6 protein-coding genes and 3 pseudogenes are annotated in these 10,423 nt (G+C 59.0%); 7 read left to right on the forward strand and 2 right to left on the reverse strand.

The features are described 5' to 3' along the window. Nucleotides 1–250: 250 nt before the first annotated feature. Nucleotides 251–512 (reverse strand): annotated as a pseudogene (locus tag X773_RS75930) (IS5/IS1182 family transposase); the annotation flags it as partial. Nucleotides 513–1,487: 975 nt separating this feature from the next. Between X773_RS75930 and X773_RS72625 the strand changes: the two are divergent. The 7 genes and pseudogenes from X773_RS72625 to X773_RS72655 form a co-directional block, all read left to right on the forward strand. Beyond that, nucleotides 1,488–2,624, forward strand: coding sequence for a serine hydrolase (locus tag X773_RS72625; RefSeq protein WP_023680748.1), 1,137 nt, complete (start codon nucleotides 1,488–1,490; stop codon nucleotides 2,622–2,624). Between the two features lie 317 nt (nucleotides 2,625–2,941). Further along, nucleotides 2,942–4,501, forward strand: a complete 1,560-nt coding sequence (locus X773_RS72630) for an ABC transporter substrate-binding protein (RefSeq protein WP_031213348.1) — start codon at nucleotides 2,942–2,944, stop codon at nucleotides 4,499–4,501. 36 nt (nucleotides 4,502–4,537) lie between these two features. Continuing rightward, nucleotides 4,538–5,560 carry an ABC transporter permease gene (locus X773_RS72635; protein WP_031213350.1) on the forward strand — a complete coding sequence of 341 codons (1,023 nt, stop codon included), beginning with the start codon at nucleotides 4,538–4,540 and terminating at the stop codon, nucleotides 5,558–5,560. A 5-nt stretch (nucleotides 5,561–5,565) separates the two neighbouring features. Then, on the forward strand, nucleotides 5,566–6,441 hold the full coding sequence (locus X773_RS72640) for an ABC transporter permease (protein ID WP_023680751.1): 876 nt from the start codon (nucleotides 5,566–5,568) through the stop codon (nucleotides 6,439–6,441). Then, complete coding sequence (locus X773_RS72645; RefSeq protein ID WP_023680752.1) at nucleotides 6,438–7,427, forward strand: ABC transporter ATP-binding protein; 990 nt, start codon at nucleotides 6,438–6,440, stop codon at nucleotides 7,425–7,427. Before X773_RS72640 ends, X773_RS72645 begins: the two co-directional genes overlap by 4 nt. Next, entirely contained in the window at nucleotides 7,424–8,410 is a 987-nt protein-coding gene (locus X773_RS72650; protein ID WP_023680753.1) for an ABC transporter ATP-binding protein, read from the forward strand. The genes X773_RS72645 and X773_RS72650 overlap by 4 nt, the downstream gene beginning before the upstream one ends. Nucleotides 8,411–8,717: 307 nt before the next feature. Beyond that, nucleotides 8,718–9,119 (forward strand): annotated as a pseudogene (locus tag X773_RS72655) (transposase); the annotation flags it as partial. Nucleotides 9,120–9,187: 68 nt separating this feature from the next. On the opposite strand, the pseudogene X773_RS72660 reads toward X773_RS72655, so the two are convergent. Next, a pseudogene (locus tag X773_RS72660) lies at nucleotides 9,188–9,937 on the reverse strand (IS256 family transposase); the annotation flags it as partial. Nucleotides 9,938–10,423 lie beyond the last annotated feature (486 nt).

Below are 10,423 nucleotides of genomic sequence, written 5' to 3' on the forward strand. Positions count from 1 at the left end.
AGGACGACCTTAAGAGCGCAGCTTCGCTACCGGGCCATGCTCCCGCAAGGCGGCCCTCGCCGGAGGCGTACGCTCAGCGTCTAGCGTCCAGGCGAGAGTCCCCTGCCGCCAAAGCCTTGGAGCGGACGAGGCCGGCCGCCGTCCCTGACCGTGGCCCTGGCCAGCCGCCCTCAACGATGTCCGTGCTGCACAAGGGCCATGGACAGTCTCAGTCAGGCCCGAACGTTATGACGCAGTAGGACTAGGCAAGGAAAAGCCTGATGTAAGGGTTCTCCACCCAATGCTCCACCACTTCTTCGTCGGACAGGTCGTGGACCTACTTGAGGTAATGCAGACCGCGTCGGCTTGGCCGGCCTGCCGACCGAGCGCTAAAATCCGCCAAACGCCTGGTCAAAGCGCGCCCACTCCATCAATACCGACAACCGCACCAGCGGATGGCGCGGATTCATGATGGCGTCAAGGCGCTCGCGGAACAAATCATTCTTACCGGACGACGGACGGGCTGGAAGCATTGCAAAAACACCGGAAAACGACGGGATCAAAGGTGGTTCCGGCATTCTCGAATACTTCAAACCCGATGGGAATCCCTGCAACGCAAGGGGTGCAAGAGTTTTCAGGGCGAACTAACTTAGCCGGGTCGAAGCCTAGTGACAAAGGCCGCCTTGGGGGTGGGGATCCAGCGGGCCGGTGTAGATCACGCGCGAGACCCATTCACCAGGTCGATGACTGCATTCGAAAAGTTAATTTATCCAATGCGGCGGGAGTGGTAATATGAGCTCCGCTGTGAAGGAAATCAGTTACTGCGAGAGAATTATGAAAGACTGTGCAATTCAAACGAGCTCTTTCAAAAGAGCGGCGCCGCGGTCCAGAGCGCTCGCGCCGCAGGCGCGATCCAATTGAGGATCGGAACGCATTCTTGAGAAATACCTGAACGCTCATGGTCTACAGGGCGAAGTCGCACAACCGGCCGCTCTCGAGGAGCTGGATGGGCTGCGCACTTTTTGCGTGGGGGGTTTAGATGTCATCGTTTACGATCCGGTGCCAGAACGAGAAGAGTGGCTGTTGCATATCTTAGACGCGCGATGCCGATGAAATCGCACCAGAGAATGCCATCATAACGGAGTCATCAGCGTGCGACGGGCGCTCGAGTTTGTGAGGAGGGGCGTACAGCGCTCTTTAACTTAGACAGAGCGACAAGAACCCAGCGCTCTATTTGCATCCAACATGCTGAAGGCGGCTCTTGTGAACACCACCGCAGACTATCTACCGCACCTGAGCCAGGGCATCGTTTTGGCCCCTTGCGCTTGGAAGCCGCGCTCTGGCTTCTTCGACTGGGCACAAAGCTTCGCTTCGATCGCGGTGCCAAGATCGCCATGGCGATCTTGGGCGATGGAAGTCCCGGAGAACGGAGACCTCCCCGAATGCAACCTGAGCAAGGTCGGCACTCGTAAATGGTGAAACAACGTGACAATTGAAGGGCCCACCACATGACGCTCGCCTCAGTCGCCAATCCCGACCTCGTCACTCTGTTCGACAACAAGCCGCGCTGGCAGCTGCCCGACTACCGCCGTCGCGGCTTCCACAACCTCCATACCACGGCGCGCTACGCCTTGTCACTGCGCGCGCCCCGTGTCCTGCCGCTTAATAAGGAGATCGATTGGACGATCGGCGAGCGAACGGGGGTTGCGCGATTCCTAGCAATGCCGCATTTCTCGGCCTTCGTCGTGGTGCGAGACGAGCGCATACTCTACGAGGCCTATGCGCCTGACTTCGGGCCCGAGAGGCCGCACCCCATCTGTTCGATCACCAAGACGACGCTCAACCTGATGCTCGGGCGCGCGTTAGCCGACGGTCTCATCAATCTCGACGAAAAGGTACGCACCTATCTCCCGGAGATAGGTACAGGGTACGCTGAGGCGACCGTCAGGGCCGTCGCCGATATGAACGTCGCCAATAACTTCACCGAGGAGTACGAGGACACTCAAGCGGCGATCTACGCCTTCGACGCCGCTTTCGGCTGGCGCCTTCCGCCGGAGGGCGCAAAGGAGGAGACAACCCGCTCTTTCATCCGCGGCATCGCCGGCGACGACCTGGCGAATCGCACCGGCCACCACCTTTACAAGTCGACCAACAGCGATGTCATCGGCTGGATTATCGAACGCGCCAGCGGGCGATCGCTTCGCGACTGGCTGATCGAGATCGTCGAGGCGGCTGGCCTGGAGGGTTGTTTCCACATAACCTGCGACCGCGAGGGCGTGCCGCTGGTCTGCGGCGGAGCCTGCCTCACTGCCCGGGATCTCGCGCGCTACGGCCTGCTCTTCGCACGAAAGGGCGAGGGTGTCGACGGCCGCCGCGTGGGCGATGCCGCCTTTATTGAGGACACACGCCGCAACCCCGGTCCTTCCCTACCGTCGCCTCGCGAATTCATGTTCTATAGCCGGCAAATGTTCACCGATGGCACGTTCATCAGCCACGGCGGCTTAGGCGGCCAGAACATGCTCGTGAACCCCGACACGGGGACGGTTGTCATCTACTTCAGCGTGCTCGAGAACAAGAGTCTCTCCGACTTGAACTTCTCCAGCGCTCTAATACGTATGATGGCCGAGCTTGCTGCAGAATTATGAGCCGGTCGTTAACTGCATGTTGGCCCGGCCATCCCGCTGCGAGTTTCACACGACATGTGCCCCTGTGCGCGCATCTATAGCCGAGTTTTCCCTGAAAGCCTCAGCCAGCCGGTATTCCGCGGAGCATAGCTTGAAATGTAACTTCCGATCGAGCGTGATCGCGCCTTTGTGCCGACAAGTCGGGCGGTGAAAAGATTGTCCCCTGTTCGGTAGGTATTTGGCAGGCACAATGAGCGGGGCGTTGAAAGCGGGCGCGTCAGCGTCCTCGACGAAAGCACTTACTTACAAACGAATGCCCAAAGAGAGGAGCTACTCCAATGACGGTTAACCGACGCGAAATACTCAAGAGTGCTGTGGGTTCGTCACTTGCGTTTGCCGGAATGGGTTGGTCCAGTCTGTCGGCAGTCGCGCAATCAGGTCCGACGAAAAACACGCTGACCTGGCTTGCCGATAACTCGTACCGAAACATGAATCCTGCGACAAATTACGAAGCGGAAATCTTCGTTCTTGGAAATGTGTATGAGACGCTATTTGAATACAAAGATGGAAAGGTTCACCCAAAGCTGGCAACGTCTTGGGATCGTGCGAACGATGCGAAGACGTGGACCGTGAAACTCCGGCGGGATGTTAACTTTCACAACGGCACTCGGCTTGATTCCGCCGCGGTGAAGAAATCTTTTGAGTTCGTGCGGGATCTAGGCAAGGGTGCGGCGTTTCTTTACTCTGGTCTGGAAAACGTGGAGACGCCTGATCCATTCACCGCAGTCTTCCACTTCAAGAACCCCATCGCATTTGACTTGGTCGCGGCGGGCCAGTACGGCGCTTTCGTGATTGCGCCGGCTGCGGTAGACAAGGGTGACGAATGGCTAACACAAGGGCACGCGATAGGAACAGGTCCTTACCAGCTCACTGAGTTTCAACAAGGAAAGCTACTCGTCCTTCAAAAGTTCGATGATTACTGGAATGGATGGCACAATGGCCAATTTGAGCGTGTTATTCATCCGTTTGTCTCCGAGCCTGCCACCCGCGTCCAGATGATGCGATCGGGAGAATCTGATATAGCACTCGTGCCGGTGTCACAAATAGAAAGCCTTGACGCGCTTACCAATGTAGCTGTTGCTCTGACCCCGAGCTGGAGAACCCAGCTGTATTACCTTAATACTCAAAAATATCCGACAAACAATCTTAAATTTCGCCAAGCGCTAATGCATATTTGGGATTACGATTCAGTACTGAAGGACGTCTTTCACGGCTCCGCCAAAAAGCCCGTTGCGCCCATCGCATCAACTCTGTGGGGTCACCGCACCTACGATCTACCGATGTTTGATCTGCAAAAGGCTCTTACGCTACTTGAAGAATCTGGCGTTCCTAAGAACGATTGGAAGATCAAGGCGCTGTATGGTGCTAACTCTCAGGACATCGACGCAATTCAACTTTTTCAAGCGAATGCAAGCACAATCGGGCTGGAAGTGGAGCTCGATCAGGAGCAGATATTCTCGACCTATTTGAGCAAGGCCAGAAATCCTGAGACGACGGGGAACATGAACTATATGACTTGGTGGCCAGCGTACCCGACTCCTTCAGATTCCCTCATCAGCCTCTTTCGTACTGAAAAAAAACCTACCTTTAACCTATCCTTCTACCATGACGCGGAATATGACCGCTTGGTGGACCAGGGAGTCAAGTTGGAAGCGACCGACATAGAAGCGGCCGCTAAAGCATACATCGCGGCACAGGACAGATTGATGCAAAACGCGGTTGCCATCTTCTATGCCGAGCCTGACCGGGTCAACGCCTACTCATCGAATATCACGGGCATGGAGGAGGCGAGCAACCCTGCTTACGAATGGCTATCCATCTATGATTTGCGCCGATAGCTGGTATTTCGGCAGTTGAGGAAACTGGGAGGAACCATGGCAATAGTAGTACTATTGGCTCAGCGAGTGCTGTTGCTGATTGGGGTCGTATTTGGCGTCATAACTATCATGTTCGTGCTCAGCCGGGTGCTACCCGCCTCGCCGGCGGAATTGATGCTGGGGGGCCGCCCATCCTTTGAGATGATCGCGAAGGCCGAGGCCGAACTCGGACTCGATAGGCCGCTCGCGGTTCAATATCTTAATTTCATCGGCAGTGCCATACGCGGAGAGTTAGGTGATAGCCTGCTCACCAAGCGGCCGGTGCTGTTGGAGGTGCGCGAGCGATTCGGCGCAACGTTCGAACTCACCACCTTGGCGATGGTGCTCGTTCTGCTCATTGGCGTTCCGATCGGCGTTCTTTCGGCTGTAAGGCAGAACTCAATGCTGGACAACGTCGTCCGGACGATCTCGGTTGCCGGCGTCGCGATCCCCTCTTTCATCCTGGCGATGTCACTGCAGCTCCTCTTTTACGGCGCGCTCGGATGGCTACCGCTCCAGGGTCGCGTGGATACTTCAATCCTTTTGCGTAACCCAATCAAGCCGATCACCGGCCTGTTCCTTATCGATGCCCCTCTTACCGGCAATTGGGAGGGTTTCACGAGCGCTCTTGCACATATCGCGCTACCACTCCTCACCTTGACCATCCTGCTGCTTGCTACCGTGACACGCATCACGCGCAACATGATGATTGAGGTTCTGAAGGAGGAATATATCCGGACGGCCTTTGCCTATGGTCTGCCGAAATCTGCGATCTATTATCAGTATGCGTTGAAGGCCACCCTGATACCTATCCTGACGGTCATTGGATTGACCTATGGGAATCTTCTGGGCGGAGCCGTTGTGGTCGAGTCTGTCTTCGACTGGCCAGGGCTGGGCTCCTTTGTGGTCTCGTCGATCGCGCAGAATGACTACCCGGCCTCGCTCGGCGCTACGCTTTTTCTTGCCGGCACATACCTCTTGATCAATCTAATCGTCGACCTTCTGTATCCGGTCGTCGATCCCCGGCTCAGAACAGCGTAATCAAGATGATGATGCAAACCGATGTCACCGAGCGGCCCGACCGGCTGATCCGTGCAAGAGCATTCTTCGGGCAGCACCGGCTGTTCGTTTTGGGCGCGGCCATCCTCCTGGTGGTGCTTTCGGGTGCCGTTCTGGCCACCTGGATTGCGCCCTATGAGCCGACCAAAATCATGATGTCGGAACGGCTTTCACCGCCCGGCGCCGAGCATCTGATGGGCACGGATCGCTTCGGTAGGGACATCTTCGCCAGGGTGCTTCATGGAGGAAGGATATCGCTGCTCGTCGGCCTATGTGTTGTCCTTCTATCCTTAGTCATCGGCGTTCCCATCGGACTTGTGGCGGGATATTTCGGTGGCAGGACCGATCTTCTTCTGATGCGTATAGCAGATGTCTTCTTGGCCTTTCCGCCGCTGCTTCTGCCGATCGCCATCGCTGCTGCACTCGGTCCTGGTATTTGGAACGCTGTGATCGCGCTCGGCGTCTCATGGTTCCCAGGAACGGCGCGCATCATGCGCGGCGCGGTTCTGCGAGTGCGCGAGGAACTTTACATCGGCGCCGCGCGAACGATCGGGTTGGGGCATCTGAGCATTCTGGTTCGCCACGTCCTGCCAAACTCGCTGACGCCGGTCATCGTTGCGGCCTCGGGGGATTTTGGCTACGCGATCCTGGCCGGGGCATCGCTGAGCTTTATCGGCTTGGGCGCAAGGGCTCCGGCGGTCGAGTGGGGACTGATGGCGGCGGATTCCCGGGTCGACTTCCTCGATCACTCGTGGACTGCTCTGTTTCCCGGTCTGGCGATCTTCGTGACAGTGCTTGCGCTCAATCTCGTTGGGGACGGCCTCCGCGATATTCTGGACCCAAAGCAGGGCCGACGGGAATGAGCGACACGGTTCTTCAGGTGAGCGGCCTCGGAGTGACTTTTCCGGGCCTTTTCAGATCGACTTCGATCCTGCGCGGCGTTGATTTCGAAGTTGCAGCAGGCAAAGTTCTCGGCTTGGTGGGCGAGTCGGGCTGCGGGAAGTCCATGACCGCGAGCGCCTGTCTTGGCATGGTGCCGGGGCCTGGCTGCGTCACCGGCAGCATCAGGATCGACGGGGGGGAGGTCATTGGGCGGCCCGAGTCCGAACTGCGTGCGATGCGCGGCAGCCGCGTTGCGATGATCTTCCAAAATCCGATGCGTTCCATGAACCCGTTCTTCACGCTTGGGCGGCAGATGATCGATGTCATCTGTTGCCATCGACCGGTCGGCCGGCCCGAAGCGCGTTCCGTGGCCTTGAGCGAGCTCAAGGCCGTGCGCATCCCTGACCCGGAGCTGGCACTTGAGAAATACCCGCACCAGCTTTCGGGCGGACAGATCCAGCGCGCCCTGATTGCGCTCGCGCTCGCCTGCCAGCCGCGCCTTTTAATCGCCGATGAGCCGACGACGGCGCTCGATGTGACCATCCAGGCACAAATCATCTGGCTCCTGCGGCGCCTAGCCGATGAGAAGGGCCTTGCCGTCGTGTTCATCACACACGATCTCGGCCTCGTTTCGCAACTTTGCGACCGCGTCGCGGTCATGTATGCAGGCCGGATCGTTGAGATGGGCAGCGTGGAGGCGGTGATCGACCAGCCTCGCCATCCCTACACGGCAAAGCTGCTGGGCGCGGTTCCCGCAGTTGGCCGAGGTACCCGCGATCTTTTTTCAATACCCGGCCATGTACCCGATCCTGGCGTAATACCGATGGGCTGCGCGTTCCACGACCGGTGCGACCGAGCGACCGGCATCTGCGCAGAGGCGGATCCGCCGGCCCGGACCTTTTGCGAGGACCACCTGGCGCTGTGCCATCATGCCGGTTGCCATCAGCAGGTCACGGAGGCACCATGAACGCCGCACCGCCCGTTCGCCTGGTCTCGGTGGAGGGCCTGTGCAAAGTCTATCCCACGCGCCACGGCGCCGTGAAGGCCTTGGACGATATCAGCTTTCAAATCGCGCCGGGCGAGACGCTCGCACTCGTTGGGGAGTCGGGCTGCGGCAAGAGCACGCTAGCCTCTGCACTCCTAGGGCTTGTGAAATTCGATCTAGGCACAATCGAGATCGGCGGCAATGTAGTCACCGCCCACCTGCACGGGACCACAATGCCCCCACGCCGCGACGTCGGTGTGGTGTTCCAGAACCCGCATTCCTCCCTCGATCCGAGGATGAAGGTGCGCTCGATCGTCGGCGAACCGCTAAGCGGTATTCTAGGCATGCGGCGCGAAGCCGTTACCCGGCGCGCCGGCGAATTGCTGAGCCAAGTTGGACTCGGCGCGGACTACCTCAACCGCTATCCCCATCAGCTCTCGGGTGGGCAGATGCAGCGCGTTGCCATCGCACGTGCGTTGGCGCTTGAACCACAGCTGCTTGTGCTCGACGAGCCTACCGCCGCGCTTGATGTCTCGGTGCAAGCCCAGATTCTGAAGCTTCTTAAGGCTCTCCAGGCCAAATCGAACGTCAGCTATCTGTTTATCACCCATGACCTTGGGGTCGTCGACTATATCGCGCACCGCGTCGCCGTCATGTATCTTGGCCGCATCGTTGAGAGCGGGTCCGTCGCTGAGGTCTTCGCCGATCCGCGCCACCCTTACACGCGGGCATTGCTCGATGCCGTGCCGGTCATCGATCCTCGGCGACGGCGCCAGTCCCCACCGCTTGACGGCGAGGTCCCGAGCCCACTCAACCGCCTTCCTGGCTGCGCCTTCGCGCCGCGTTGTCTTCGGGCGACCGCCGAGTGCCGCGCCGTCCCGCCTGAGCTCTACGAAGAAGAGCCGGGGGAACGTGCTTATGCCTGTTTCCATCCTTGTTACACTCTAAGTAAAAGTCCGCAGTGAAGAAGTATCAATTATGCAGCATATGCGCCCGCTCCCATTCCGCAGGCCAGCATGCTCTTTAGTGGTATGCAGGCAGCTTCACGTTGGATAACCCCGACTTTCCGGCTTCCACGATCTCCTGAATGCATCGTTGGTTGCGCGCGCTTTTCGAGTCGTCAGTTTCAGCTCTTGAGCGCGCGAGGTTGAATTGGATCCGATCCGGGAACTCCCATACGGGCCCGTGGCATGTCTAACGCGCATCGGAGGCCCGACACATGTCAGCACCCGACCACGCTCCTCATTCTTCACAAAAGATTCTTCTTGCGCTTTCTTCTACTCGCGCGCCCGAGACTGTGTCGGCTGCGATCTTGCTTCCATCTGCTTGTCCAAAGGGCGGGTCAACAAGGCGGTCATCCTGGGCGACGACTATCCGGCCTTGTTGCGGGCGCGCAGGCGCCGCGAGCGATGGTCGGAAGAGGACAAGCAGCTCTATCAGCGCCACAGGTGGCGCTCGGAAGGCTATCACGGCGAGGCCAAGAATTGGCACGGCCTCGCCCGGGCGGTCCGGCGCGGCCTCGGCAACATGAAAATTCAGGCCTATCTCACCGCGGCGGCGGTCAACCTGAAGCGACTGGCGGCCGCTTTGCTTGCCCATTTTCTGGGTTTGGTGATGCTCATACTCCCCTGGAACCCGTCAACGAGCTCTGAGACGGCATACCGGCAGTTCTGAGATCAGAGCCTCCCGATGCGAGTCAACCGTCAACCGCAGAAAAGCAGGCTTATTCAACAGCCCCACCTGCAGCGCTGCCAGACCGCCTCGGGCAGCACTTCGCGGATTGCCGCCCTGAGCCCCGGATGGTCGTCGGAGACGACGAACTCGACGCCGTCGAGCCCGCGATTCTTGAGCCCTGCCACGAACTCGCGCCAGCTCGAATGGCTTTCACGGTTGGCCAACTCGACACCGAGCACCTGGCGCCGGCCCTCCCAATCCACGCCGATCGCCACCAGCACCGCCTGGCTGGCGATCACGCCGGCTTCGTGCGCCTGCTCGTAGCGCGCGTCCAGAATGAGATAGGGATAAGGTTCGGCAAGCCGCCGCTCATAGAATGCCTTCAGGGCTTCATCCAGCCGCGCCGTCGCCTGGCTCCGTCGAGGCCGAGAAGGAATGGCCGCACAGTTCGTCGGTGATCGCCTTCACCTTGCGCGTCGACACGCCTTGCACGTACATCTCGACCAGCGCCGACACCAATGCCTTCTCCGAGCGCTGATAACGCTCAACAACTCCGTCGAGAACCGGCCGGCCCGATCCTGCGGAACCCGAAGCTCCAGCACGCCAACCCGCGTCACCAGCTTGCGCTCGTATTAGCCGGACCGGTAACCAACCCGCTCCGTCATCCGCTCGCCTTCCTCGGCCCCGATCGCCTCCGTCATCTCGGCTTCCAAGGCCTCTTGCACCACAGTCTGCAATACCTTGCGAAAGCCGTCCTCATCCGACAACAGCAACGCTTTCAACTCGCCTCTGCTCAGTCTAACGTCTCGATTGGTCATGGCACTTNCGTCCTCATCCGACAACAGCAACGCTTTCAACTCGCCTCTGCTCAGTCTAACGTCTCGATTGGTCATGGCACTTACCCTTCCACGGGAATCGGTGATCGCAACGTCACCAGCGTGCCTGTCAAACGAATCCAGGAATTGACCCCTTTGGCGAACTGAAGAACTGACCCCTTCATTGGTTTGCTGTTTCGTTTGTTTCGGGCACCGAGCCGACCTTCTGCAGAAGGCCGGACCGTCGCTTTTCGCGCAGCCTGTAGCTGTTGTCGATGCCGGCTCAATACTCCCCAGAAGTGCCGTTTGAATCTTCCCCAGTTTAGCGCTGTCGCCGGTGTTCCGGAGCGCGCTCCGGGAGACCGGCGGCGCGTGATCGTTGATGCTTCTCCTGATGGTCGGGAGAGGGATTTCGGTGATCAAGATCGGGGAGATGATGATGATACTGGATTTGCATCTGCAGGGCCTGTCGGTGTCGGCGATCGCCAG

Source organism: Mesorhizobium sp. LSJC280B00 (assembly GCF_000502835.1).
In the GTDB taxonomy this organism is placed as follows: Bacteria; Pseudomonadota; Alphaproteobacteria; order Rhizobiales; family Rhizobiaceae; genus Mesorhizobium.

Excerpts from the sequence above, each read along its gene's own strand:
- X773_RS72635 (WP_031213350.1), top strand. The coding sequence starts at position 4,538 with ATGGCAATAGTAGTACTATTGGCTCAGCGAGTGCTGTTGCTGATTGGG.
- X773_RS72625 (WP_023680748.1), top strand. The coding sequence starts at position 1,488 with ATGACGCTCGCCTCAGTCGCCAATCCCGACCTCGTCACTCTGTTCGAC.
- X773_RS72630 (WP_031213348.1), top strand. The coding sequence starts at position 2,942 with ATGACGGTTAACCGACGCGAAATACTCAAGAGTGCTGTGGGTTCGTCA.
- X773_RS72645 (WP_023680752.1), top strand. The coding sequence starts at position 6,438 with ATGAGCGACACGGTTCTTCAGGTGAGCGGCCTCGGAGTGACTTTTCCG.
- X773_RS72640 (WP_023680751.1), top strand. The coding sequence starts at position 5,566 with ATGATGATGCAAACCGATGTCACCGAGCGGCCCGACCGGCTGATCCGT.
- X773_RS72650 (WP_023680753.1), top strand. The coding sequence starts at position 7,424 with ATGAACGCCGCACCGCCCGTTCGCCTGGTCTCGGTGGAGGGCCTGTGC.